A 24,183-nucleotide genomic window follows, 5' to 3' on the forward strand; every position below is an offset into this window, starting at 1 on the left:
TATTCATCAGAAATACCTTACTAATTTCTAAATATTTCCCTATACTTAGTATCAAATGCACTTCGAGACACTAGATGTAGTGTTTGAATACAGCAATACCTTATTGTTTTTTAACGATTTTTTTGTCCAAATAACTATATAAAAAAGCAGGAAAAATATGACATACGCCAATCCACAGACAGCAGGACAGACTGCAGGCACAAATAATCCAGGAATGAACTCCTCTGAGTCGATGAACCAAGTCCCTTCGGCTGGCTTTGTTGCGGGTGGGGTTGGTGGTGGACAGGCCACCCAATTATCTGATTACAAAATTATTCGCCGTAATGGTTCGGTGGTAGCATTTGAGCCATCCAAAATTGCGATCGCGGTTACAAAGGCATTTTTGGCAGTCAATGGCGGGCAAGGCGCAGCTTCTGCACGCGTGCGTGAGCAAGTAGAACAATTGACCCATGCAGTAGTTCGCGCTTTGTTGCGTAGTCGCCCAAATGGCGGCACCTTCCATATTGAAGATATTCAAGATCAGGTTGAATTGGCTTTGATGCGCAGTGGTGAGCACAATGTTGCCCGTGCATATGTTCTTTATCGCGAGAAGCGCAATCAAGAGCGTGCGACTCAGCAAGGTATCGCACAAGAAACCCAAGCGGCTACTCAGTCTGGTGAGTCTGGTCTCAAGGTTACTGACAATGGCGTAGAGAAGTGGTTGGATATGGCTGCTTTGCGTACTGTGATTGAGGCAGCTTGCGAAGGATTGGGTAATAACATTGATGCAAGTCCAATCATTACTGAAACCATCAAGAATTTGTATGATGGCGTGCCCATGGCCCAAGTGTATGACTCAGCAATATTGGCATCGCGCACCTTGATTGAAAAAGATCCAGCCTATAGTCAAGTAACTGCCCGCATCTTGATGCATGTGATTCGTAAAGAAATTTTAGGTAAAGAAGTATTGCAGGGTGATATGCAGGCTGAATACAGCACCTATTTCGCTAAGTACATTAACGAAGGCATTTCGGCTGAGTTGTTAGATCCGCGTATGCGTGAGTTTGATCTCCCACGCTTGGCTGCCGCTTTGAATGCTAGCCGCGACTTACAGTTCAACTACCTCGGTTTACAAACCTTGTATGACCGTTACTTCTTGCATATTGAAGATCGTCGCATTGAAATGCCACAAGCTTTCTTCATGCGCGTTGCAATGGGCTTGGCATTGAATGAGTTGGATCGTGAGCGTCGTGCGATCGAGTTCTATGAAATCCTCTCTACATTCGATTTCATGTCCAGCACACCAACACTGTTTAACTCAGCAACAACACGCCCACAGTTATCAAGCTGCTATCTAACCACAGTAGATGATGATTTGGATGGCATCTACGAAGCATTAAAAGAGAACGCACTCTTGTCTAAGTTTGCTGGTGGCCTGGGCAATGACTGGACTAATGTTCGCGCATTGGGTAGTCATATCAAAGGCACTAATGGTAAGTCGCAGGGTGTTGTGCCATTCTTAAAAGTGGTGAACGATACTGCGGTTGCTGTTAACCAAGGCGGTAAGCGTAAGGGTGCAGTTTGTGCTTACCTAGAAACATGGCACTTAGATATCGAAGAATTCTTGGAGTTGCGTAAAAACACTGGTGATGATCGTCGCCGTACGCATGATATGAATACTTCTAACTGGATTCCTGACTTATTTATGAAGCGTGTGATGGAGGGTGGCGATTGGACATTGTTCTCACCTTCAAACACACCTGACTTGCATGACAAATTCGGCAAAGCGTTTGAAGAAGCTTATGTTGCTTATGAGAAAAAAGCAGATGCTGGTGAATTGAAACCATTCCGCCGCATTCCTGCGCAACAGTTGTGGCGCAAGATGTTAGGCATGTTGTTTGAAACCGGTCACCCTTGGATCACATTTAAAGACCCTTGCAACATTCGCAGCCCACAACAACACATCGGTGTAGTCCACTCTTCTAATCTGTGTACTGAAATTACTTTGAACACAAATGAGAGCGAAATCGCGGTATGCAACTTAGGTTCTGTGAACCTGACAGCGCACATGACTACCGACGCGTCTGGCAAGATGATTTTGGATCACGAGAAGCTGCAGAAAACAATTCGCACTGCAATGCGCATGTTGGACAACGTAATTGATATCAACTACTACGCTGTTGCTAAAGCACGTAACTCTAACTTAAAGCATCGTCCAGTGGGAATGGGCATCATGGGCTTCCAGGATTGCTTGCATATGCAACGCATTCCGTACGCTAGTGATGAGGCGGTAAAGTTTGCTGACTCTTCTATGGAAGCGGTTTGTTACTACGCTTACCAAGCATCTAATGAGTTGGCTGAAGAGCGTGGGGTGTACAGCACCTATAAAGGTTCATTGTGGGATCGTGGCATTCTTCCACAGGACTCAGTAGCTTTATTGGCGCAGGAGCGCGGTGGCTATGTTGAGGTAGATGGCTCTTCTACAATGAATTGGGACAGTTTGCGTGCCCGTATCAAGCAATTTGGTATGCGTAATTCGAACTGTGTGGCAATTGCTCCAACAGCCACAATTTCTAACATCATTGGTGTTTCAGCTTGTATCGAGCCTACATTCCAGAACTTATTCGTGAAATCCAACCTTTCAGGCGAATTCACCGTAGTAAATGAGTACTTGGTGCGTGATTTGAAAGATCGCGGCCTGTGGGATGAGGTCATGATTGCTGACTTGAAGTACTTTGACGGCACCCTGTCCAAGATTGACCGCGTTCCGCAAGATTTGCGTGATCTGTATGCAACCGCCTTTGAAGTTGAGCCAACCTGGTTGGTGGAGGCTGCTTCACGTCGTCAAAAATGGATTGATCAAGCTCAGTCACTCAATATTTACATGGCTGGCGCATCTGGTAAAAAATTAGATGACACTTACAAGTTGGCTTGGTTACGTGGCTTGAAGACAACCTATTACCTGCGCACGATGGCTGCAACTCACGTTGAGAAGTCGACAGTTACGAGTGGCCAGCTCAATTCAGTTTCTAGCGGTGGTGGTGTTAATGGAACCGATGCTGCAGCTGCACAGCAAGCAGATGGTCCAGTTTGCACCATGCGTCCAGGCGATGCTGGTTTTGAAGAATGTGAAGCATGTCAGTAAGCCATTTGCTTGCTGACTAATAAAAAGAAAAGAATTTAGGAGAGAATTATGTTGAATTGGGAAGAAGAAGTTGCTCCTGCACTAGCAAAAGCGGGATTAGCTCAGCAACCAGTCGTAGCAGAACCGCAGCGCCCACAACCAGATCAGGTTGCAATTGCACCTCAAGTTGCTGCACCTGCAGCAACTTCGAATGCAACTGCATCGGGTGGGGCCGCAATGCGCGTTAATGCCGCCGATAAGCGTGTGATTAATGCCAAGACTGACGTTAATCAGCTGGTTCCCTTTAAATATAAGTGGGCCTGGGAGAAATATTTAGCAGGTTGCGCAAATCATTGGATGCCACAAGAGATCAATATGAATCGCGATATTGCGCTTTGGAAAGATCCAAATGGTTTAACTGAGGATGAGCGTCGCATTATCAAGCGCAATCTTGGTTTCTTCACAACTGCGGACTCTTTAGCTGCGAATAATATTGTTTTGGGCACCTATCGTCACATTACTGCGCCTGAATGTCGTCAGTATTTGCTTCGTCAGGCTTTTGAAGAGGCAATTCATACGCACGCATACCAATATATTGTGGAATCTTTGGGCTTAGACCAGAGCGAAATCTTCAATGCGTACAACGAAATTGAGTCTATTCGCGCCAAAGATCAGTTTTTAATTCCCTTCATTGATGTCTTGACGGATCCAAATTTCAAAACTGGCACATTAGAAAACGATCAAAAATTACTTCGCTCACTCATTGTTTTTGCTTGCGTGATGGAAGGTTTGTTCTTTTATGTTGGTTTTACGCAAATACTTGCAATGGGTCGTCAAAACAAAATGACGGGTGCTGCTGAGCAGTATCAATACATCTTGCGTGATGAGTCAATGCACTGTAATTTTGGCATCGATTTAATTAATCAAATCAAGCTGGAGAACCCGCAGTTATGGACTTCTGCGTTCAAAGATGAGATCAAATCAATCTTCGAAAAAGCAGTGGAATTAGAGTACCGTTATGCAGAAGATACGATGCCTCGTGGAGTGCTCGGATTGAACGCGCCGATGTTCAAAGGTTACCTAAGATACATCTGTAATCGTAGATGTTTGCAAATAGGACTTGACGCGATGTTCCCAAATGAAGAGAATCCATTCCCATGGATGTCAGAAATGATTGATCTAAAAAAAGAACGAAACTTTTTTGAGACACGCGTTATTGAGTATCAAACCGGTGGTGCGCTAAGTTGGGAGTAATGATTTAGTAAACAGCGCACAGCCGGCTAAATAGGAGATTAGACGGTTGGATAGTTTTAAAAGTCAGCAAAACCAGACTCAAATCCAAAAACCCTTATTTAAGGGTGTCTGGGCTATTCTCTCTGTTTTTTCTAGCAAATTTAAGAAGCCGTTGTCCTTTGGGGCCACGGCTTTTTTTCCAAGATTCATTAGCGTGCAGCACTTAGTTTCAAGCCGCGCGCCGATGAATGGCTCGCTCGTCGGCTCCAATCGATTGCAAAATCAGGCGGAAATGAATGGTCGGGTCTTCTTAATCGGTAGTTTGTACTAATCCTCACGTGAAGGAGCATTACTATGGCAATCGCCAAGAAAAAACCTGCTGCAAAGAAACCAGCTGCTAAAAAAGCTGCTGCTAAGAAGCCTGCTGCTAAAAAAGTAGCTGCTAAGAAGCGCCCAGCTGCTAAAAAAGCTGCTGCTAAGAAGCCTGCTGCTAAAAAAGTAGCTGCTAAGAAGCGCCCAGCTGCTAAAAAAGCTGCTGCTAAGAAGCCTGCTGCTAAAAAAGTAGCAAAGAAGCGCCCAGCTGCTAAAAAAGCTGCTGCTAAGAAGCCTGCTGCTAAAAAAGTAGCAAAGAAGCGCGTTGCAAAAAAAAAGTAAGTAAGCCTGCTGCGAAGAAAGCGGGCAAAGCTGTAAAAAAGCCCGTGGCTAAGAAAGTGGCTACTTCAACAACGTTGAATCCTGCTGCTGCCTGGCCCTTCCCAACTGGCACACGCCCATAAGCTTAGCTTTTAGACGTGTGAAGTTCAAAGGGATCTCTTCTGAGATCCCTTTTTTATTTCCCCTGCTTAAATTTTTGATTTAGAAGGCAAAACCAAAGGCTGTCTTGAATTGAGCGGCGATTTCATCTTTGCTCATTTGGTGGTTTTGTGGTCCCTGATGGGTAATTTTGATAGATCCCATCAAACTGGCTAATCTTCCAGTGGTTTCCCAATCCATACTATTTTCTAGTCCAAAGAGAAGGCCGCCACGGAATGCATCTCCGCATCCAGTTGGATCAACTACTTTTGCTGCTGGCACAGGTGGAATGGCAATGCATTTACCTTCACAGTAGATATCGGCGCCTTCGGCACCTTTGGTGACAATTAAAGCCTTTACTCTTTCGGCCACTTTTGCGAGGCTAAGACCAGTTCTTTGGGAGAGCATCTCACCTTCATAGTCGTTAACGGCTAAATAACTCGCTATTTCAACCAACTCCAATAATTCAGGACCATTAAACATTGGTAAACCCTGACCTGGGTCGAATACAAATGGAATGCCAGCTTCTGCAAGTTGGTGGCAGTGCTCCCACATGCCTTGGCGACCATCGGGCGCAACGATTCCAAATTTTGCTGCGCCCTTGGAATTTTTGCTGCGCTCCGCCACTACTGCTGAAACTTGGTTGAGATGCGATTCACCCATGGCACCTGGATGAAAAGCGGTAATTTGATTGTTTGCTTGGTCGGTGGTGATCATGGCCTGGGCTGTAAATGCTCCCTCAATTTGGCGAATATGGCTGGCATCAATCTGAAGTTGCTTTAATCGATCCAAGTAAGGCGCTGCATCACCTCCAACTGTAGCCATGATGATGGGGTCTCCCCCAAGAAGGCTTAAGTTATAGGCAATATTGCCAGCGCAACCACCAAATTCTCGACGCATGGTTGGAACTAGGAAGGCGACATTGAGAATATGAATCTGCTCAGGCAGAATTTGATCGGCAAACTTGCCTTCAAAGTTCATGATGGTGTCGTAGGCGATGGAGCCGCAGATCAAGCTAGACATAAATAATTACTTTCTTATCAAAAAATGAAGGTAGTTTGGATTTTGATACTTACTAAGGGTGGTTATTGAGGGTAAAAAATTCTGACGCGATAACCGGCAGCATCATCTGGAAGTGGAATTGGTATTTCAAGTTCAAATATTTCGCCTGATGGGGCGCCTTGCTGTAAAAAATCAGGATGTACTTCTTTCCAAGCGATTGGCAACCACTCGGATGGAGTCAAGGCAATTACTTTTATCTCCGACTCTTCTGCATCAGTGAGAGAAATTTCTAAATTTGGAAATAAAACAGGGAGCGCAAGACGATTTTGTATTTCAACTTGCAGTCTCGATTGATTTGGAAGGTTTTTAAGGCCTTCTCCTGCGTTTTCAGGTGTCAGTGTGACGGAAGTTATTTTCCAAGCTGAGAAATCGCTTACAGAGCGATTCACGCACTCTAGTAAGCCACAGAGTTTGGCGTCAAACTTTTGTAAAGCAGAAAATGCTTTTACTGCAACTGGATGAGAGCTTCCGTCAATACGAGGAGCGAGTGCTGGTAGTAAAGAGTTTCTAAAGTAGTGCTCACCCAAAACTAAGAGTGATAACAATAAAAGGCCGAGAAGAACTACTTTAAGACTTTTTTTTTGAGCCGACGCCAAGCTATCTGTGTTTTTACTTACTAAATTCGTTTTATTGCCATCGCTTGCGAGTGTGCCGTGCAAGCAGACCCAGCCTTCACTCTCTTTCCAAACGGACAGAGTGAGCCATTGACTGTAAGTGGCGATCACTTCATTTGCTTGGCGCTCCAGAACGCCTGACAGGACAATTTTTCCACCTGGGCGCATCTTATTGACCAACGCAGGAGCAAGAACTTGAAGAGGGTTGGCCAAAATATTGGCCATCACGATGTCGTATTTCGTTTCTGCTGCAAGTTCTGGGGCGTTTTCATTAGGCAATACAAAACGAATGGTCGTATTGTTGATTTCTGCATTGCTACCTGCTGCAACCATTGCCTGCGGATCAATATCGGTTCCAACGACAGGATTGCAACCTAATTTTGCTGCCGCAATAGCCAAAATCCCAGATCCGCAGCCGTAATCGAGCAGGCTTTGATTCGCAAGCTCTGTGTTTTGCTCAAGCCAAAGCAAACAAAGGTGGGTAGTTGGGTGACTGCCCGTGCCAAACGCCAAACCAGGATCCACTGCTAAGCAAATGGCCTTAGGATCGGTTGGCGCTTCGTGCCATGATGGCACCACCCAAATGCGCTCACCAATTTGTATTGGCGCGAATTGACTTTGGGTTAGGCGAACCCAATCTTGTTCTTCAACAATCTTCTCTTGGGGTTTGGGAAGATTAAATCCAGCATCTTTGAGGTTCGCCAATAACTCTGGAATGAAATCTTCTGCATCTGAGTCATCAACTTCAGGATTAAAGAGTGCAGTGACTGCAGATCGATCCCAGGCCTGTACTTCTGGCGAGAGACCTGGCTCCCCATAAAGAGGATTTTCATCGTAACCGCCAGCGGCATCATCTTCTACGGTGACGGAAAGTGCGCCCATCTCCAGCAATGCATCACCTAGGGGCTCTGCAATTTCAGCGGGTACCGTGAAAACCAGTTCACGATAAGACATGAGCGCTCTGCATTAAGGTGAATAAATTCGTAGCTTAAGGCTTACCGCGACTGGCAGCTTGTTCTTCAAGACGATGCTCGAGATAGTGAATGCTGGTGCCGCCTTCAATAAAGTTCGGATCGAGCATGAGTTCACGATGCAGGGGCACATTGGTCGTAATTCCATCAATCACCATCTCAGAAAGTGCAATTTGCATCCGGCGGATCGCTTGTTCACGAGTATTGCCATAGGAAATCAACTTACCAATCATGGAATCGTAGTTCGATGGCACTACATAACCGCTGTATGCATGGGAATCCACACGTATGCCGGGGCCACCTGGCATGTGGAATGAACCAATTTTGCCTGGGCTAGGGGTGAACTTAAATGGATCTTCTGCATTCAGACGACATTCAATGGCATGGCCACGGAAAACAATGTCTTTTTGGCGGTAGCTCAATTTCAAACCAGCAGCAATCCGAATTTGTTCTTGAACAATATCAACCCCAGTAATCATTTCCGTCACGGGGTGCTCAACTTGGACGCGGGTATTCATTTCAATGAAAAAGAATTCGCCATCTTCATAAAGGAATTCGAAAGTGCCGGCACCGCGATAACCAATTTTTCTACAGGCTTCTGCGCAACGCTCACCAATTTTGGCGATAGCGCGGCGATCAATGCCTGGGGCTGGAGCCTCTTCAATCACTTTTTGGTGGCGACGCTGCATTGAGCAGTCACGTTCACCAAGCCAAATAGCATTGCCATGGGTATCGGCCAGAATTTGAATTTCTACATGGCGAGGTTTTTCAAGAAACTTCTCCATATAAACTTCTGGGTTACCAAAAGCGCGACCAGCCTCTTCCTTGGTCATGTTTACAGCATTTAGCAGTGCTGCTTCCGTATGAACCACGCGCATACCGCGACCACCACCACCACCGGCTGCTTTAATAATGACGGGGTAGCCAACTCGCTTAGCTGTAGCAATAATTTCTTTGGGATTATCTGGTAGCGCACCTTCAGAGCCGGGCACGCAAGGTACACCCGCTTTAATCATGGCACGTTTTGCTGATACCTTGTCGCCCATGAGGCGAATCGATGCCGCGGTAGGTCCAATAAAGGCAAAACCTGACTTCTCAACCCGCTCAGCAAAGTCTGCATTCTCGGACAAAAAGCCATAACCTGGGTGGATGGCTTCGGCATCCGTCACTTCTGCTGCAGAAATGATGGCAGGCATATTGAGATAACTTAGCGGAGATGGCGCAGGGCCGATACATACGGCCTCATCTGCCAACTTCACATATTTAGCTTCTTTATCTGCAGTGGAGTAGACCACTACAGTTTTAATTCCCAGTTCACGACAGGCGCGCTGGATGCGAAGGGCAATTTCTCCGCGATTGGCAATCAGAATCTTATCGAACATGTCGGCTCTGAGTTAAGTAATGGTGGATCGGAATAGGCTCTCGAAGAGGCCAATTAAGCAATGATGAAAAGTGGTTGGTCAAATTCGACACCTTGACCGTTCTCGCAGAGAATTTGCTTAATCACACCGGCTTTTTCAGATTCAATTTCATTGAGCAGTTTCATAGCTTCAATGATGCAGAGTGTCTGGCCCACTTTGACTGTGTCACCAACATTCACAAAATTAGGTGATTCAGGATTTGGAGCGCGGTAGAAAGTGCCCACCATAGGTGAGCGTGCTACAAAGCCAGTTTCTGCGGGAGCTTCTTCAATGATTGGGGCAGTAGCAGCTAGCGCTGCACTTGCCGCAGGAGCCGCTTGCATAGTTTGTGTGGGTGCAGCGGTGGCATAGACAACTTGGCCGGCAGGGGCTGAAGTGCCAGCATTCACAATGCGGACACGATCTTCACCTTCGTTGACCTCTAGTTCAGAGATTCCAGATTCTGAAACAAGATCAATGAGGGTTTTGAGTTTTCTGAGATCCATGGAAAGTTTTCCTTTCTAGTAATTCTGAATAAATATTTATTTACGAAGGCGCGCAATAGCTGCCTGGAGTGCTAATTCATAGCCAATTGCACCCAATCCACAGATCACCCCAGTAGCGATGTCGGATAAATAGGAGTGCTTACGAAACTCTTCGCGCTGATGAATATTGGATAAGTGAACTTCTGTAAATGGAATGGCTACCCCAGCTAAAGCATCACGAAGTGCCACACTAGTATGGGTGAAGGCACCTGGATTAATAATGATGAAATCAATTCCATCTTGCTTGGCCTTCTGAACTCGGTCAATCAATTCACCTTCATGGTTGCTTTGAAAGGTGGATAACTGAACATCGTTGGCTTTTGCAATGGTTCCCAGCTTTGCATGGATATCTTCCAGCGTAGTTTTGCCATAAACCTCGGGTTCGCGGGTTCCCAAAAGATTGAGATTGGGGCCTTGAATTACGAGAATTGAAGTATTTTTCGACATAGATCGATATTTTTAGAGGCAGTTAGGTTTAATTGGATCAATAAAGCTTTTCTCTAAAACCACTTACTTTATAAAAGGAATTCTTCATGAAGTACAGAATGAGTATACCCCTAGAAATTATCTAAAAGCCGAAAGAAGTGGAGATTACAACCCCTAATTTCATAGATTTTAGATGCAGATAAATGCAAATAAGGTTTAAAAAGGCCTTATTTATAGCTAAGTCTCGTTACTTAAATGAGCTTTAAATACTCTAAAGTGCAGATTTAATGGCTTTTCTGAGCTCTTCTTCGCTTATTTTCCCTAATTTACTACTAGTTGCCTTTCCCTTTGCGTCAATAATGATTGTGTAAGGAAGTGCGCCTTGGGCATTGCCCATTTGTTTTGAGAGTGCACTACCCTCTAATCCACCAATCACAATAGGATATGAAACAGGAGTCATTTCAAGGAATTGACGAATGTTAGATGGTGAATCAATGCCAATGCCAACAAATAAGACATTTTGTGGCAAAAACTCTGCTTGCAATTGATCTAAGGTTGGCATTTCTTCAACACAAGGGGGGCACCAGGATGCCCAAAAGTTCACTACCAGCACTTTTCCGCGCCAACTGTTGGTATCGACCGATTTGCCATCAGGAGTTTTCCAGGGATTATCAAAAAATGCCTTGATAGCAGGATCATCGGCAAGACTCGTTCGGTAAATCCATTGCGATGTCAGAACGCCTAAAACCAATGCTACTAGGCTGATTCCGACGATATAAATCCACTGTCTTCGATTCATTACTGCTCCTTAGCTAAAATTTGCCAATGCATATACATATCTTGGGCATTTGCGGTACTTTCATGGGCGGCATTGCCGCAATCGCTCGTCAAGCTGGACATCGCGTTACGGGCTGCGATGCCAACGTGTATCCACCAATGAGCACTCAACTGGAGTCTCAAGGCATCGAGCTAATTGAGGGATTTTCGCCCGATCAATTATTACAGTTTGAGACGATGCCTGATTTATTTGTTATCGGCAACGTGGTTTCTCGAGGAAACCCCTTAATGGAGGCTATTCTCAATCAAGGTCTGCCCTATATTTCTGGGCCGCAATGGTTGGGTGAGCAAGTGTTGTATGGCAAACATGTTTTGGCGGTAGCCGGCACTCATGGCAAAACTACAACGTCAGCAATGCTCACCTGGATTTTGGAATTTAATGGTTACAAGCTGGGCTATTTAATTGGTGGCGTACCCCTTAATTTCACTGTATCGGCTAACCTGGGTGAGGGAAAGTATTTTGTCATTGAAGCCGATGAGTACGACACTGCTTTTTTTGATAAACGTAGTAAGTTTGTTCACTATCGACCACGCACAGCCTTGCTCAATAATTTAGAGTTTGATCATGCGGATATTTTTGCGGATCTTGGGGCAATCGAAACCCAGTTTCATCACCTTGTGAGAACGGTACCGAGTGATGGCCTCTTGGTGGTCAATGGGGAAGAAGCTGCATTAGAGCGTGTTGTCGCTCGAGGTGCATGGGCGCCAGTAGAAACATTCGGGCAGGATCAAAAAAATGCATGGTCTTTAATTTTCAAAGCGGGCGATGGGTTTACTGTTCTTCAGAGCGGTAAAGAAGTTGCAACTGTGGAGTGGGCGCCCGACTCTGGAGTGATGGGTCGGCATAATCAACTGAATGCATTAGCGGCAATTGCTTGCGCAAATCATGTTGGCATTTCACCGAAGGATGCAGCACTGGCATTAGCGAAGTTCAAAAATGTGAAGCGTCGCCTAGAAACTATTGGGGTAGCGAATAACATCACGGTATATGATGATTTTGCACACCATCCAACAGCAATTACTACTACGGTTGATGGCTTGCGTAGACGTGTTGGAAATGCGCGAATCTTAGCGGTGCTTGAGCCAAGATCTAACACGATGAAATTGGGAGTAATGAAGGCTCAACTACCCAATAGCTTAGAAGCTGCAGACAAGGTGTTTGCCTATGGTGCCAATTCTGGAAAAGAGTCCTTGGGTTGGGATTTAAAAGAGGTGCTTTCCCCGTTGAATGCTAATGAACAAGATCGTGCATTGGCATTCGATGACCTGAGTGCCTTGGTCGCTGCAGTAGCAAAAGAGGCAAAGCCTCATGATCATATTTTAGTGATGAGTAACGGCGGCTTTGGCGGTGTGCATCACAAGATATTGACAGCAATACAAGAGAAAGCTGAGTAATTCTATGAGATTAAAAGATAAAGTTGCCCTCATTACCGGAGCCGCCAAAGGAATCGGTTTTGCCACTGCAAAACGGTTTGCGCAAGAGGGTGCAAGAGTGATGATTGCGGATGTGAATCCCGAGGCCGTTAAAGCTGCCGTCGATCTCATTCCAGGTTCAGAGGCTTATGTCATGAATGTGACTGATCGCGCTAGTATCCAGGCTGCTGTTGATCAGATCATGCAACAGCATGGACGCATCGATATCCTCATTAACAATGCTGGTATCACGCAAGATGCACGCTTAGTCAAAATGACCGAAGCACAATTTGATGCAGTTATTGATGTCAACTTGAAAGGTGTATTCAATTGCACTCAATTAGTTGTGCCGCATATGTTAGATGCTGGTAAGGGTGCGATAGTGAATGCTTCTAGCGTTGTCGGTATTTACGGAAATTTTGGCCAGACTAACTACTCCGCAACTAAGTTTGGTGTGATTGGTTTCACTAAAACCTGGGCGCGCGAGTTAGGGGCTAAGGGCATTCGCGTCAATGCAGTGTGCCCAGGCTTCATTGCTACTGAAATGGTCAAAGCCATGCCGGAAAATATTCTTAAAGATATTGAGAGACGCAGTTGGCTTGGCCGCTTAGGCACCCCTGAAGAAATGGCGAATGTGTATTTATTCTTGGCGAGCGATGAAGCAAGCTATGTCAATGGTGTAGCGCTTGAAGCCAGTGGCGGGATTTCCCTTTAAGTATGCATTTGTTATATGAAGAGGGTGGTGATATCAAGGTTGCTACAGTCCAGTCTGCCTCTGGGTCTGGTGACACTGAGTCGTGGCAGGCAACCAGCCTGTCTGGAAAGAAGATCAAGCTAAAAGCCAAAGAAGTTTGGCTACGCTTTGAAAAGCCAGAACCCCAGGCGTTGATGGACGAGGCCAATACCCTCTCCAAACAAATTGATTTACAGTTTTTGTGGGATTGCGCACCGGATGAAGAATTTAGTTTGGTGGACGTTGCCCAAGAGTATTTTGGTTCTCAGGCAAGCATCCCGCAGCAAACTGGCTTGGCAATTGCCTTGCAGGGGGCGCCCGTATTTTTTCGTCGTAAAGGGCGCGGGCGTTTTCAAAGAGCGCCACTAGAGCAATTACAGGCAGGTCTTGCAGCTCTCGACCGTAAACAAAAAGAATTAGAGCAGCAGTTGGCTTGGCAGCAAGAGTTAGTTGCTGGAGTCTTTCCAGAAACCCTGAAGTCACAAGCTAATCAATTACTCTTTTCCCCAGATAAAAATACCATTGCCTATAAAGCTTTGCTAGCAGCTTGTACCGAATCGGGTGAGTCGCCAGCGCAATTAATGATTCGTTGTGGGGCAATTGATTCACCCTTGCAGTACCACCAGGGTATGTTCCTCAAAAACCATTTCCCAGGTGGCTCTAAACATGATGAGTCTGTAAAGATTGATCAAACTAATTTAGAGACAGCAATGGCAGATTTGCCATTGGCACAAGTGACTGCGTTTTCAATTGATGACTCAGGTACCACGGAAATCGATGATGCTTTATCCGTCACTGCGCTCGAGGGTGGTGGGTATCGTATTGGTATTCATATTGCAGCTCCTGGTTTAGTGATCGCTAAGGATGACGCATTAGATAAAGTTGCACGAACCCGAATGTCTACCGTGTATTTCCCGGGAGACAAAATGACGATGTTGCCCGATTCCGTGATTGAGCAATTCTCCTTAGATGAGGGCGCCCCACGTCCCGCTTTATCCATTTATGTGGATATTGATTCTGAGGGAGCGCTCGACAAGGCATCCTTGCAACTTCGCGCTGAGATGGTTCCTATGGGGGCAAACCTGCGCCTCGAAAATCTAGAGCATAAAGTGACGGAAGATAGCTTGCTCGATGAGAATGCAGATTTGCCCTATCGGCATGAGCTCAGTGTGTTGTGGAATGCTGCCAAACTCTTGCATGCAGGACGCCAAGAACACAGGGTGAGCAATGGGCTTCGTGCGGAGATATTGGGTACGGTTGATCCTCATGCTCTAGCGAGAGATTTCCATTTCCAGATTCAAGAACATGATGGCCAAGAGCGTGTTGAGATTTCCCCTCGCCAGCGTGGATCCATTTTGGATACCATCGTCGCTGAGTGGATGATTTATTGCAATAGCGCCTCGGGGAAGTTATTGGCCGATCATGGTTTGCCAGGATTATTCCGCACTCAAAAGGGATGGGGCCCTTTGCGAACTCGTATGCAGACAACCCCTGGCCCGCATGAGGGCTTAGGCTTGGAGTATTACGCTTGGTGTACATCGCCATTGCGCCGCTATTCTGACTTAGTTAACCAGTGGCAACTGATTGCATTGGCTAAGCATGGCGTTACTGCCAAGATGGTTGCACCATTTCCACCCCGAGATGCGGCATTAATGGGAATTGCGGCAGATTTTGAGGCTTGCTATTCAGCCTACGGCGAATACCAAGATCGCCTTGAGAAATACTGGTGCTTACGCTGGATTGCACAAGATGAGCAACCTAAGCAGGTATTTGTGAGGCATCTCAAGGATGGTATGTCTAGAGTCGAGCTTATTCCTTTGCATTTACCAATACCCGAGCTAGCCACTCACCCTCGGATGACGCGTGCAGAAGTAAGTATTTGCGATGTAGACCTCTTACAACTTTCTGCTGGAGTAAGAGTGCTTCATGTGGAGACTCCACAAGCTCCTGATAGTGATGCAAATCCCGCCTAAGCTAAGTCAGTTTTTGGGGCGCTTAGATACTAGCTGGCGCCGTTATCCATTTGGCTATGCATTGGGCCTTTCCATTTTGGCGCATTTGCTTTTCTTATCATTTCGTTGGGGGATTGGTGAGATTGAGCAGCGTCGCTTAAATACGCCCCTCAGTGTTGTATTAGTGAACTCTAGCAACCAGATTGCGCCTAAACAGGCTAATAAATTAGCCCAAGCAGATTTGCATGGCGGCGGCACAACTGCAAATCAAGATGCAACTGCAACACATCGTGCAAGATTGGGAGCCCAAGCCCGTGTCGAAGCATTGGAGAAGCAACAAAAGCAAATGCTGTCAAAGTTAGATAGTGAGCAAAAGCAGGCTGGCGGCCGCAAGAGTGGTGATGAGAATAGGGCTACGCAAGAGTTCAATTCTCTCGAGGCGGAGTTATCAAAACGTTTGCAAGTCAATGGACGTGAACCGCGTCGCAAAACCTTGACGGGTGCCAGCACTAAGGCAGTAGCTTTCGCACAATATTACGATGCCATGCGTCAAAAAATTGAGGCTTATGGCAGTACTTTTTTTCCTCGTGCCAATGGCCGCCCTTTATATGGGAGCTTAGTCATCGTAGTAAGTGTTGATGCTCAGGGCCGTATTGCTAATAATGCGCAGGGTAAGGATGGTCTGAGCATCGGGCGCAGTTCTGGAAACCCTGAATTAGATCGACAAGCTTTAGCAATCGTACGAGCATCTTCGCCTTTTGGCCTCTTTCCTACAGAGATGCGCCGACAAATTGATATTCTTGATTGGATCTCTACTTTTGAATTCACTAGGGATGGCTCTGATCACCTGGAATTGCTACGTTAATTTTTTTGGATAAAAACTGTTCAACTTCGCTTATCCTGTATTGAATATGAGTACTACATCTACTAATTTGCATACCGATCCGACCCAATTTCCAGGGCTGGATGTCTATGTTGTTACTGGCAACCCTATTGCTCACAGCAAGTCTCCACGAATTCATCAGCAGTTTGCTCAGCAAGCCAAACAAAAAATGTATTACGGGTTATTGCTCGCAGAATTGGGTGCGTTTGAAGCCGCAGCAAAAATCTTTTTTGCTGCTGGTGGTAAAGGCATGAGTGTGACCGTTCCCTTCAAGTTGGATGCGCAAGCTTTTGCAGATGTATTGACAACGCGAGCCAAGCTTGCTGGCGCTGTTAATACATTGCGTCTAGAGGGCGGGAAAATCTATGGTGACAATACGGATGGTGCTGGCTTAGTGCGTGATTTATTAGCGCAAGGTATTCCGCTTCATAAGGCTCGTATTTTGCTCTTGGGTGCAGGGGGTGCTGCCCGCGGTGTCATTGGTCCCTTGTTAGAGCAGTCTCCTAGAAGTTTAATTATTGCCAATCGCTCAAGCGCAAAAGCTGATGAATTAGTAAAACTTTTTGCTCAGCTTGCTAGTATCTATGAGGTTGCCCTCGAGGCTCGCACGCTGACCGATTTAGAGGATTCAGCGAAAACACCGTATCCGTTTGATGTTGTGATTAATGCCACGGCAGCAGGTTTGAGTGATGAATCGCCATTAAGTGATTTAGCTGCTGCAAATATTTTTACACCCCAATCATTTGCTTACGACATGGTCTACGGTAAGGTTACCGCCATGATGCAGCAGGCTTTGCATCGCGGGGCTCGTGTAAGCGACGGCCTAGGAATGCTGGTAGAGCAAGCTGCAGACGCATTTTTAATGTGGCGTGGTGCAGACTTAAGTCATTCAATTGACCCACGTGCTGTATTGGCAGAACTGCGCAGAGCTTAGCTCGTACCCAAACATTGATGCGCTGGCTTCGCTACTTCTTTAAGTGCCTACTTGCTGGCTTTATTGCCATACAAATCTATTTTGTGATTCAGGTTGGCATCTGGTCAGTTGTCAATCCCAGTAGTACCGCTTTCCAGCGGGCAGAGCGTTGGCGTCTTTGTGGCTTACATTGGTCTTGCTCCATTCAATCATCTTGGGTTCCTTACGAAAAGATTGCTGCGAATTTAAAGAGAGCAATATTGGTGAGTGAAGATGACATCTTCTTTCAGCACATGGGAGTCCGTGTAGAGGATATGCAAAAAGCCTGGGCTAAAAATACACAACAAAATAGCGGTAAATCTAAAACTGCCTTACGTGGTGGTTCTACGATCACCCAGCAGCTAGCCAAAAATCTATTCCTCTCATCTGAGCAGAATTACTTTCGCAAAGGACAGGAGCTCATCATTGCCGGTCTTTTGGAAACAATACTTTCTAAAGAGCGTTTATATGAGATTTATTTAAATTCTGTAGAGTGGGGCGAGGGAATCTTTGGGATTGGTGCGGCATCTCAGCACTATTATGGAATTAAGCCAGCATCGCTAGATCGCGAGCAGGCGGCAGCATTAGCTTCTGCTTTGCCTGCTCCAAAATGTTTCGATAAAGTGCGGTATTGTCGTAAGGCCAATATCCATTTCCCCACTCGCCAAGAATTCATCTTGGAGAATATGGATCGGGTTGCGCTAGCGCCCAACAAAAAAAGTAAAACCTCAAAAAACTAGTCAGTACGAAGCGATTATTTTTTTGTAGCAGCTCGTAATGCATCTCTCGTAGTGATGGCCACTTTTCTGGCGGCCCCAGCAAAATCAGCGCCAGAGCTTGCATACAGAATGGCTCTGGAGGAGTTAATCATCATGCCTGTTTCCGGATGATTGGGAATGCTACCTGCTTGAACAGTGGCATCGATGTCCCCACCTTGCGCGCCAATACCGGGGATGAGCAAAGGCATGTCACCAACAATGGAGCGAACCTTGGCAATTTCCTCAGGGAAAGTTGCACCCACAACCAGACTAATTTGGCCTGAAGCATTCCATTGTTGCGTGGCGAGTTTGGCAACATGCAGGTAAAGCGGTTCGCCATTGGGGGCCACATTTAAGAACTGAAGGTCAGAGCCACCTGGATTTGAGGTGCGGCATAAAACAATGACCCCCTTGCCAGCGTGCCTGAGATAGGGCTCAATGGTGTCAAAGCCCATGTAAGGGTTAACAGTTACAGCATCAGCCCCATAGCGCTCAAAGGCCTCCAAGGCGTAGTGGTCGGCAGTGCTGCCGATATCCCCCCTTTTGGAGTCCAGGATTACCGGAATCTGGGGATATTTTTCCTTAAGGTAGCCGGTGAGTTTTTCAAGCTGAGCCTCAGCCCTTTGTGATGCGAAATAAGCGAACTGAGGCTTAAATGCACAGACTAGATCTGCAGTTGCATCGGCGATTTCACGGCAGAACTCAAAAATACCCTCCGGTTTGGCTTTGAAGGCATCCGGCAAGCGCTGAGGATCTGGGTCAAAGCCCACGCATAACATGCTGCCTTGAGAAGCCCATGCGGACTGGAGTTGCTGGGTAAAGGTATTTGAGCTGGAGTTCATTAGATTTAGGCTTATTTTCGTGAAACTGTCATGTTCTATAGGATAAACTAGCGCACATTCCTTAGGAGTTCACCATGATCAACTTGTTCGTCCTGCAAAATGGCCGCCTCTCTCAAGAGCAAGTCGAAGATCGCAATGAATTGTTGCAATATTCAAACCCTATCTGGATCGACGTAGTTGATCCGGAGGAGGAAGAGCTCCTCTGGATTAAAGAGGCTTTTGGAGTTCTGTTGCCTGAATTGGATGATTTGGGTGATTTAGAAGCTTCTGCTCGCTATTTCGAGGCCGATGACGGCCACCTTCATATTCGTACTGACTTCTTGCTAGATGAAGAGGAAACCTCACGTAACGTCCGAGTGGCGTTTGTCATGACCAAACAAGTCTTGTTCTCGATTCATGATGAAGATCTGCCCGTCTTCCGTTTGGTACGCTTACGTGCCCGTTTGCGTCCAGGCTCCGTCAGCAACGCAAAAGATGTTCTGCTCGATTTGTATTCCACTGATGCTGAGTATTCTGCCGATGCTTTGGAAGAGGTTTATGAAAATCTTGAGCTTGCTGGAAAGCGGGTTCTGCAAGATGACATTACTGACAATGATGCCGAGGAAGTGCTTGAGACGATTGCCAAGGAAGAAGATACGAATGGACGCATCCGTCGCAACGTGATGGATACCCGTCGCGCTTTGTCATTCCTGATGCGCAGCAAATTGTTATCTGATGAGCAACAAGAAGAGGCGCGTCAGATTTTGCGAGACATTGATTCATTAGAAAACCACACCGCATTCTTGTTCGACAAGATTAACTTCTTGATGGATGCGACGGTGGGTTTTATTAATTTGAACCAAAGTAAGATCATCAAGATCTTCTCGGTGGTATCTGTTGCCTTAATGCCACCAACCTTGTTGGCAAGTATCTGGGGTATGAACTTCCGTTATATGCCTGAACTAGAGGAGACTTGGGGTTATCCAGTGGCCATTATTTCGATGGTCATTTCAGCGATGATTCCTTTATGGTACTTCCGTCACAAAGGATGGCTCAGCTCTCGCTAATGCATTGACTCCGAATGTGGAGCTACGCGTTTTTTGGTCTTAGCAATTCCAAAAATTTTGATAGTGCAAAGTCGCGCGCTTGTTCACGCACGGTTTGACGATCCCCTTTAAAATGCTTGGTCATGGTGGTGATATTCACTAAATCATTTGTACCATCTTCTTTGATGGCCCAACCAAAACAGACGGTACCCACGGGTTTTTCTGGTGAGCCACCGCTAGGGCCAGCAATTCCAGTAATCGAGATTGCAACCTGTACCTTGGCATTCTGTTGAGCACCCTGAGCCATTGCTTTTGCAACTTCTTCACTGACTGCGCCAAAGGATTTCAAGACTTCAGATGGAACATTCAAGCACTCCGTTTTGGCTTGGTTGCTATAGGTAATATAGCCTCGCTCAAACCAATCGCTAGATCCAGCAAGATCGGTGAGGGTGGCGCACACAAGTCCACCTGTGCAGGATTCTGCCAGGGCTATTTTCCAGCCACGATGGGTCAAAGCAATCCCAATAAATTTTGCTAGCTCATGCTGCGGGTCGTTATTGTTTTTCATTAATAGAGGATAACCATTGTTTGTACTATGACAACAATAATGACTGTGATGAGTGCGGCGGCCAGATCATCAGCAATAATGCCGAACCCACGCCATAGTATTTGTTTAAAGCTGGAAGGCGATTGATGCTGGCTATCTTCAAGTGTTTTAAAGTGGCGATCAATTTTTCCAATCAAGCTCGGCTTGAGAGCATCAAATAAGCGAAAAAGGGCAAATGCCAAAATTTGTAATGCAATATTGGTAGGCATTACCAGAGCAAGTACCAACCAAAAGGCAACGATTTCATCCCAGACAATTCCGCCGAAATCTTTTTTACCTAATTCTTCGCTGACTTTTCCACAAATCCAGCAGCCGAGCAAAATCCCCAAAGCAATTAAGCAAAGTATTGTTGTAATGCTTAAGTAATACTGAGCTATGAGAAAAATGGCCCATGCCCATAAAGTGCCAACTGTCCCCGGGGCAATGGGCGCGAGCCCGCTACCAAAACCAAAGGCCAAAATGCGAGTGGGTGAACTGAAGACCCAGAGTAATGATGGTTTAGTGATATTGGTCATATTGGGATGTTGCGCTCAAATGAAATGATCAAAAGATTGCATTAGTGTATTTGCCTGCTCTTGGCTGATTACCCCATCGTTGCTCTTCAGAATGATGGTGGGCGCTGAATGTTGCATGGGGTTGATAGTTCCAATGCGAGTAAGGGGTAGCTTGAGATCTTGGCTGATTTGGTTGATGGCATCCCTTTTGCTCATCGGGGCAGTAAAACAGAGTTCGTAGTCATCACCACCGGCTGCGGCAAACTGATTTTGTACATCCTTGCTTTGTTTGAGTAGGGTGGGAGACTTTGGAATGCTATCGAGCCAAACTTCAGCATCTTTGTTTGATTGCTTTAGGATATGTTTTAAATCCCCCAGCAAACCATCCGATATATCTAGAGCAGAGCTGGCAACTTTTCTTAAGGCGATTCCTAGTGCCACCCTAGGGCTAGGTTGATGCATGCGTGCCTGAATTATTTCTAAATCGTTTTGGGGTAATTTAATTTCATGACGCAGTGCAGCAAGAGTCAGTCTTGCATCGCCAACTGTTCCAGATACCCAAATATCGTCACCTGCCAATGCCCCCGACCTCTGGATGGATTTTTCTTTTGGAATGGCCCCAAAAGCAGTAATGCAAATATTCAGTGGACCAGCAGTAGTGTCTCCACCAATGAGGGGGCAAAAATAGGCATTGGCGATAGCAAATAAACCCTTACTAAAGGCCTCTAGCCAAGCACTATCAGCCTTAGGTAATGCAATTGCTAGCGTAAAACCTAAAGGCTTTGCACCCATGGCAGCCAGGTCTGAGAGGTTTACTGCTAGGGCTTTCCAGCCCAAGCACTCGGGATTAGTGCCGGCAAAAAAGTGCCTGTTTTCAACAAGCATATCGCTTGTAATCGCAATTTCATGATCCGGTTCAGGCTTCAGTAGTGCGCAATCATCCCCAATGCCCAGTGAAATTGAGCCAGGGTTTATGGCGAGCATGGCATCTGACTGTGTTTTAAAAAAACGTTGGATCAGAGCAAATTCACCTAAGGGGGTAGATTGAGATTGCATGCCTCATTTTATGGCTCTTCTGACTCTTTTATCCGAGAGGAATAGAATGAGAAACTTGAATACGTCTGATTGATGAGTGAACTGATGAGCAAACCAAGTAATAGCAGCAAAGAGCAGCAAATAGCGGATTTAAGAGCAGCAGCTCTCCACTATCACGAGTTTCCAGTACCTGGAAAAATTGAAATTGCTCCAACGAAGCAGTTAACCAATCAACGAGATCTTGCTTTAGCTTATACCCCGGGTGTAGCTGCAGCTTGCGAAGAGATTGCAAAAGATCCTGCGAATGCGTTCCGTTATACAGCCCGAGGCAATTTGGTCGGCGTGATTACCAACGGTACCGCAGTGCTTGGCTTAGGAAACATTGGGCCGTTAGCTAGTAAGCCAGTAATGGAGGGTAAATCAGTCCTATTTAAGAAATTCGCTGGCATTGATGTTTTCGATATTGAAGTGAATGAAAACGATCCGGACAAATTGGTTGAAATTATTGCCGCACTCGAGCCAACGTTTGGTGGCATTAACTTAGAAGATATTAAAGCGCCTGATTGTTTTGTCGTTGAGCGTAAATTACAAGCGCGCATGAAGATTCCGGTCTTCCATGATGATCAACATGGCACAGCAATTGTGGTTGCAGCAGCTATCCTAAATGGCTTAAAAGTAGTTGGCAAAGATGTAGGTAATGTGAAGTTGGTTACTTCCGGTGCTGGTGCCGCTGCTTTAGCTTGCTTGGATTTATTGGTTGACCTAGGGATTCCGCGCAAAAATATTTGGGTAACCGATTTGGCTGGAGTTGCTTATAAAGGCCGTCAAGAATTGATGGATCCAGAGAAAGAGCCTTTCTGTCAAGAGACTGATTTGCGCACCTTGGATCAAGTCATTGAGGGCGCTGATATTTTCTTGGGTCTCTCAGCAGGTGGTGTGCTTAAGCAATCCATGGTGAAAAAGATGGCTGATAAGCCGTTGATATATGCCTTAGCAAATCCAACCCCAGAAATCTTGCCTGAAGAGGTAAAAGAGGTTCGTCCAGATGCGGTGATGGCAACTGGTCGCACTGATTATCCCAATCAAGTTAATAACGTGTTGTGCTTTCCATTTATCTTCCGCGGTGCACTGGATGTAGGGGCTACCACCATCACTCGCGGCATGGAAGTAGCGGCCGTCAAGGCTGTTGCGGAGTTAGCCCAAGCAGAGCAAAGCGAAGTAGTGACCTCTGTGTATGGCATTGAAAATCTTTCTTTTGGCCCGGAATATTTAATTCCAAAGCCATTTGATCCGCGTTTAATTACTGTCATTGCCCCTGCTGTTGCCAAAGCAGCTATGGATGATGGTGTTGCTCAACGCCCCATTAAAGACTTTGATGCATACCGCAATCAATTACAGCAATTTGTGTACCACTCCGGTACTTTGATGAAGCCACTCTTTAGCATTGCTAAACGTGTACCCGAAAATCAAAAGCGCATTGTGTTTGCTGAAGGTGAAGATGAGCGCGTATTGCGTGCTGTACAGATCATTATTGATGAGCATCTTGCCACCCCGATTTTGATTGGCCGACCAGCAGTGATCGAACATCGTATTGGCAAGTTTGGTTTGCGCATCAAGCCGGGCGAAGATTTTGAAATCGTCAATCCAGAAAATGATCCCCGCTATCGTGACTTTTGGCAGACCTACTTGGGTTTAACAGAGCGCAAGGGTGTTACTGAATCGTTTGCGAAGTTGGAAATGCGTCGTCGTAATAGCTTAATTGGCTCGGTGATGATTTCCAAAGGTATGGCTGATGGCATGATTTGTGGAACCGTTGGCAATTCTGCAACCCATCTCAAATATGTGGATGAAGTTGTCGGTCGCGAGCCCGGTGCTAATGTCTATGGTGCAATGTCTGGATTAATTTTGCCGGGTCGCCAAGTATTTTTAGTTGATACCCATGTCAATATTGATCCCACTGCTGAGCAATTAGCAGAGTTGACTTTGATGGCGGCCAATGAAATGCGTAAATTGGGCATAACACCTAAAGTGGCTCTCTTATCCCACTCCAACTTTGGTTCTAGCAGCGCACCATCTGCAGTCAAAATGCGTGAAGTGCTGGCTTTGATTCAAAAAGCAGATCCAACTCTTGAAGTAGATGGTGAGATGCATGGTGATAGCGCTTTGGATGAAACGATTCGTGCTGGTGCAGTGACATCGTCCCCATTAAAAGGCGATGCTAATTTATTGGTACTACCCAATATCGATGCGGCGAATATTTCTTATAACTTGCTCAAGACTGCTGCAGGTAATGGAATTGCCATTGGGCCATTGCTCTTAGGTGTTGCTAAGCCAATTCATATTCTGACACCTGCCGCCACCGTTCGACGCATTGTTAATGTGACAACTTTGGCGGTGGTTGAGGCTGCCGGTAATGCAAGGGGCATGGCTTAAGTTAAAAGATGGACCCTTATTTAAGTTAGTTAGTAATAGCTAACTTAAATAATTATTATATAAATCAATGGTT

Annotated in this window: 22 protein-coding genes and 1 pseudogene; 12 read left to right on the forward strand and 11 right to left on the reverse strand. The window is 45.9% G+C overall.

What is annotated here, in order from left to right:
- Positions 1–157: 157 nt before the first annotated feature.
- Genes FD974_RS01055 through FD974_RS01070 form a run of 4 tightly spaced genes read left to right on the forward strand, consistent with a single transcriptional unit; the run spans position 158 to position 4,990 of the window.
- Positions 158–3,124, forward strand: coding sequence for a ribonucleoside-diphosphate reductase subunit alpha (locus FD974_RS01055; protein WP_215365001.1), 2,967 nt, complete (start codon positions 158–160; stop codon positions 3,122–3,124).
- 48 nt (positions 3,125–3,172) lie between these two features.
- A complete protein-coding gene (locus FD974_RS01060) occupies positions 3,173–4,357 on the forward strand; it encodes a ribonucleotide-diphosphate reductase subunit beta (protein ID WP_215365003.1) in 1,185 nt (394 codons plus the stop codon).
- A gap of 46 nt (positions 4,358–4,403) precedes the next feature.
- Positions 4,404–4,667, forward strand: coding sequence for a hypothetical protein (locus FD974_RS01065; RefSeq protein WP_215365005.1), 264 nt, complete (start codon positions 4,404–4,406; stop codon positions 4,665–4,667).
- A gap of 23 nt (positions 4,668–4,690) precedes the next feature.
- On the forward strand, positions 4,691–4,990 hold the full coding sequence (locus tag FD974_RS01070; protein WP_251374621.1) for a histone H1-like repetitive region-containing protein: 300 nt from the start codon (positions 4,691–4,693) through the stop codon (positions 4,988–4,990).
- A 201-nt stretch (positions 4,991–5,191) separates the two neighbouring features.
- Here FD974_RS01070 and FD974_RS01075 read toward each other — a convergent pair whose 3' ends face one another.
- The 7 genes and pseudogenes from FD974_RS01075 to FD974_RS01100 form a co-directional block, all read right to left on the reverse strand.
- Positions 5,192–6,151, reverse strand: coding sequence for a carbohydrate kinase family protein (locus FD974_RS01075; protein ID WP_215365007.1), 960 nt, complete (start codon positions 6,149–6,151; stop codon positions 5,192–5,194).
- Positions 6,152–6,213: 62 nt separating this feature from the next.
- Positions 6,214–6,849 carry a DUF3426 domain-containing protein gene (locus FD974_RS09745; protein WP_251374673.1) on the reverse strand — a complete coding sequence of 212 codons (636 nt, stop codon included), beginning with the start codon at positions 6,847–6,849 and terminating at the stop codon, positions 6,214–6,216.
- Positions 6,838–7,758, reverse strand: a pseudogene (gene prmA, locus FD974_RS09750) (50S ribosomal protein L11 methyltransferase); the annotation flags it as partial. The pseudogene prmA and the gene FD974_RS09745, both read right to left, overlap by 12 nt.
- Before the next feature lie 34 nt (positions 7,759–7,792).
- Positions 7,793–9,157 (reverse strand): acetyl-CoA carboxylase biotin carboxylase subunit, encoded by a 1,365-nt coding sequence (accC, locus tag FD974_RS01085; protein WP_215365011.1) that lies wholly within the window; start codon positions 9,155–9,157, stop codon positions 7,793–7,795.
- Positions 9,158–9,210: 53 nt separating this feature from the next.
- Positions 9,211–9,681, reverse strand: a complete 471-nt coding sequence (accB, locus tag FD974_RS01090) for an acetyl-CoA carboxylase biotin carboxyl carrier protein (protein WP_215365013.1) — start codon at positions 9,679–9,681, stop codon at positions 9,211–9,213.
- A 36-nt stretch (positions 9,682–9,717) separates the two neighbouring features.
- Positions 9,718–10,167, reverse strand: coding sequence for a type II 3-dehydroquinate dehydratase (gene aroQ / locus FD974_RS01095; protein WP_215365015.1), 450 nt, complete (start codon positions 10,165–10,167; stop codon positions 9,718–9,720).
- A gap of 250 nt (positions 10,168–10,417) precedes the next feature.
- Complete coding sequence (locus FD974_RS01100; protein ID WP_215365017.1) at positions 10,418–10,945, reverse strand: TlpA disulfide reductase family protein; 528 nt, start codon at positions 10,943–10,945, stop codon at positions 10,418–10,420.
- A gap of 26 nt (positions 10,946–10,971) precedes the next feature.
- Between FD974_RS01100 and mpl the strand changes: the two genes are divergently transcribed.
- From mpl to mtgA, 6 genes are read left to right on the forward strand one after another with little or no spacing between them, the layout of a single operon-like run.
- Complete coding sequence (gene mpl, locus FD974_RS01105; protein WP_215365020.1) at positions 10,972–12,378, forward strand: UDP-N-acetylmuramate:L-alanyl-gamma-D-glutamyl-meso-diaminopimelate ligase; 1,407 nt, start codon at positions 10,972–10,974, stop codon at positions 12,376–12,378.
- A 4-nt stretch (positions 12,379–12,382) separates the two neighbouring features.
- Positions 12,383–13,111, forward strand: a complete 729-nt coding sequence (fabG, locus tag FD974_RS01110) for a 3-oxoacyl-ACP reductase FabG (RefSeq protein WP_215365023.1) — start codon at positions 12,383–12,385, stop codon at positions 13,109–13,111.
- Positions 13,112–13,113: 2 nt separating this feature from the next.
- The gene (locus tag FD974_RS01115; protein ID WP_215365026.1) at positions 13,114–15,102 is read left to right on the forward strand and encodes a ribonuclease catalytic domain-containing protein; all 1,989 of its coding nucleotides are present in this window, start codon (positions 13,114–13,116) and stop codon (positions 15,100–15,102) included.
- A complete protein-coding gene (locus tag FD974_RS01120) occupies positions 15,056–15,946 on the forward strand; it encodes a TonB family protein (protein WP_251374622.1) in 891 nt (296 codons plus the stop codon). The genes FD974_RS01115 and FD974_RS01120 overlap by 47 nt, the downstream gene beginning before the upstream one ends.
- 46 nt (positions 15,947–15,992) lie before the next feature.
- The gene (gene aroE, locus FD974_RS01125) at positions 15,993–16,898 is read left to right on the forward strand and encodes a shikimate dehydrogenase (RefSeq protein ID WP_215365030.1); all 906 of its coding nucleotides are present in this window, start codon (positions 15,993–15,995) and stop codon (positions 16,896–16,898) included.
- Positions 16,899–16,915: 17 nt separating this feature from the next.
- Positions 16,916–17,656, forward strand: a complete 741-nt coding sequence (gene mtgA / locus FD974_RS01130) for a monofunctional biosynthetic peptidoglycan transglycosylase (RefSeq protein ID WP_215365033.1) — start codon at positions 16,916–16,918, stop codon at positions 17,654–17,656.
- Positions 17,657–17,670: 14 nt separating this feature from the next.
- Here the strand turns inward: mtgA and pyrF are convergent, their stop codons facing one another.
- Complete coding sequence (gene pyrF / locus FD974_RS01135) at positions 17,671–18,516, reverse strand: orotidine-5'-phosphate decarboxylase (RefSeq protein ID WP_215365035.1); 846 nt, start codon at positions 18,514–18,516, stop codon at positions 17,671–17,673.
- 74 nt (positions 18,517–18,590) lie between these two features.
- Here pyrF and corA point away from each other — a divergent pair, with 74 nt between their 5' ends.
- Positions 18,591–19,562, forward strand: coding sequence for a magnesium/cobalt transporter CorA (gene corA / locus FD974_RS01140; RefSeq protein ID WP_215365037.1), 972 nt, complete (start codon positions 18,591–18,593; stop codon positions 19,560–19,562).
- 22 nt (positions 19,563–19,584) lie between these two features.
- Here corA and FD974_RS01145 read toward each other — a convergent pair whose 3' ends face one another.
- Genes FD974_RS01145 through thiL form a run of 3 tightly spaced genes read right to left on the reverse strand, consistent with a single transcriptional unit; the run spans position 19,585 to position 21,698 of the window.
- Positions 19,585–20,109 (reverse strand): CinA family protein, encoded by a 525-nt coding sequence (locus FD974_RS01145; protein WP_215365040.1) that lies wholly within the window; start codon positions 20,107–20,109, stop codon positions 19,585–19,587.
- The gene (locus FD974_RS01150; protein ID WP_215365043.1) at positions 20,109–20,663 is read right to left on the reverse strand and encodes a phosphatidylglycerophosphatase A; all 555 of its coding nucleotides are present in this window, start codon (positions 20,661–20,663) and stop codon (positions 20,109–20,111) included. The genes FD974_RS01145 and FD974_RS01150 overlap by 1 nt, the downstream gene beginning before the upstream one ends.
- 15 nt (positions 20,664–20,678) lie before the next feature.
- Positions 20,679–21,698 carry a thiamine-phosphate kinase gene (gene thiL / locus FD974_RS01155; RefSeq protein ID WP_215365045.1) on the reverse strand — a complete coding sequence of 340 codons (1,020 nt, stop codon included), beginning with the start codon at positions 21,696–21,698 and terminating at the stop codon, positions 20,679–20,681.
- Between the two features lie 84 nt (positions 21,699–21,782).
- Here thiL and FD974_RS01160 point away from each other — a divergent pair, with 84 nt between their 5' ends.
- Positions 21,783–24,110, forward strand: coding sequence for an NADP-dependent malic enzyme (locus FD974_RS01160; RefSeq protein WP_215365047.1), 2,328 nt, complete (start codon positions 21,783–21,785; stop codon positions 24,108–24,110).
- Positions 24,111–24,183: the final 73 nt, after the last annotated feature.

It is taken from the genome of Polynucleobacter sp. es-EL-1, from assembly GCF_018687975.1.
GTDB lineage: Bacteria > Pseudomonadota > Gammaproteobacteria > Burkholderiales > Burkholderiaceae > Polynucleobacter.

What these genes read in the sequence shown, in the direction of transcription:
- FD974_RS01115 (WP_215365026.1), top strand. Translation starts at nt 13,114, where the DNA reads ATGCATTTGTTATATGAAGAGGGTGGTGATATCAAGGTTGCTACAGTC.
- pyrF (WP_215365035.1), bottom strand. Translation starts at nt 18,516, where the DNA reads ATGAACTCCAGCTCAAATACCTTTACCCAGCAACTCCAGTCCGCATGG.
- fabG (WP_215365023.1), top strand. Translation starts at nt 12,383, where the DNA reads ATGAGATTAAAAGATAAAGTTGCCCTCATTACCGGAGCCGCCAAAGGA.
- FD974_RS01060 (WP_215365003.1), top strand. Translation starts at nt 3,173, where the DNA reads ATGTTGAATTGGGAAGAAGAAGTTGCTCCTGCACTAGCAAAAGCGGGA.
- FD974_RS01120 (WP_251374622.1), top strand. Translation starts at nt 15,056, where the DNA reads ATGTGGAGACTCCACAAGCTCCTGATAGTGATGCAAATCCCGCCTAAG.
- mpl (WP_215365020.1), top strand. Translation starts at nt 10,972, where the DNA reads ATGCATATACATATCTTGGGCATTTGCGGTACTTTCATGGGCGGCATT.
- aroQ (WP_215365015.1), bottom strand. Translation starts at nt 10,167, where the DNA reads ATGTCGAAAAATACTTCAATTCTCGTAATTCAAGGCCCCAATCTCAAT.
- mtgA (WP_215365033.1), top strand. Translation starts at nt 16,916, where the DNA reads ATGCGCTGGCTTCGCTACTTCTTTAAGTGCCTACTTGCTGGCTTTATT.
- FD974_RS01100 (WP_215365017.1), bottom strand. Translation starts at nt 10,945, where the DNA reads ATGAATCGAAGACAGTGGATTTATATCGTCGGAATCAGCCTAGTAGCA.
- corA (WP_215365037.1), top strand. Translation starts at nt 18,591, where the DNA reads ATGATCAACTTGTTCGTCCTGCAAAATGGCCGCCTCTCTCAAGAGCAA.
- FD974_RS01145 (WP_215365040.1), bottom strand. Translation starts at nt 20,109, where the DNA reads ATGAAAAACAATAACGACCCGCAGCATGAGCTAGCAAAATTTATTGGG.
- FD974_RS01075 (WP_215365007.1), bottom strand. Translation starts at nt 6,151, where the DNA reads ATGTCTAGCTTGATCTGCGGCTCCATCGCCTACGACACCATCATGAAC.
- accB (WP_215365013.1), bottom strand. Translation starts at nt 9,681, where the DNA reads ATGGATCTCAGAAAACTCAAAACCCTCATTGATCTTGTTTCAGAATCT.
- FD974_RS01160 (WP_215365047.1), top strand. Translation starts at nt 21,783, where the DNA reads ATGAGCAAACCAAGTAATAGCAGCAAAGAGCAGCAAATAGCGGATTTA.
- aroE (WP_215365030.1), top strand. Translation starts at nt 15,993, where the DNA reads ATGAGTACTACATCTACTAATTTGCATACCGATCCGACCCAATTTCCA.
- FD974_RS01150 (WP_215365043.1), bottom strand. Translation starts at nt 20,663, where the DNA reads ATGACCAATATCACTAAACCATCATTACTCTGGGTCTTCAGTTCACCC.
- thiL (WP_215365045.1), bottom strand. Translation starts at nt 21,698, where the DNA reads ATGCAATCTCAATCTACCCCCTTAGGTGAATTTGCTCTGATCCAACGT.
- accC (WP_215365011.1), bottom strand. Translation starts at nt 9,157, where the DNA reads ATGTTCGATAAGATTCTGATTGCCAATCGCGGAGAAATTGCCCTTCGC.
- FD974_RS01070 (WP_251374621.1), top strand. Translation starts at nt 4,691, where the DNA reads ATGGCAATCGCCAAGAAAAAACCTGCTGCAAAGAAACCAGCTGCTAAA.
- FD974_RS01055 (WP_215365001.1), top strand. Translation starts at nt 158, where the DNA reads ATGACATACGCCAATCCACAGACAGCAGGACAGACTGCAGGCACAAAT.